Origin of the sequence: Levilactobacillus tujiorum (assembly GCF_012641185.1) — a bacterium.
Taxonomy (GTDB): domain Bacteria; phylum Bacillota; class Bacilli; order Lactobacillales; family Lactobacillaceae; genus Levilactobacillus; species Levilactobacillus tujiorum.
Genome location: NZ_JAAXLK010000080.1, coordinates 1 through 225, shown reverse-complemented (window position 1 = coordinate 225; position 225 = coordinate 1). Strand labels below are relative to the sequence as shown.

Genomic DNA, 225 nt, shown 5'->3' with positions numbered 1-225 from the left:
TGCTGGGATGAGGTGTGGATAGCGGTGAAATTCCAAACGAACTTGGAGATAGCTGGTTCTCTCCGAAATAGCTTTAGGGTTAGCCTCGGAGTAAAGAATCGTGGAGGTAGAGCACTGTTTGGACTAGGGGCCCGTCATGGGTTACTGAATTCAGATAAACTCCGAATGCCACAGATTTATATCCGGGAGTCAGACGATGAGTGATAAGATCCACCGTCGAAAGGG

1 rRNA gene is annotated in these 225 nt (G+C 48.4%); it reads left to right on the top strand.

From position 1 onward, the window contains the following. Positions 1 to 225, top strand: a 23S ribosomal RNA gene (locus tag HF569_RS12295); the annotation flags it as partial.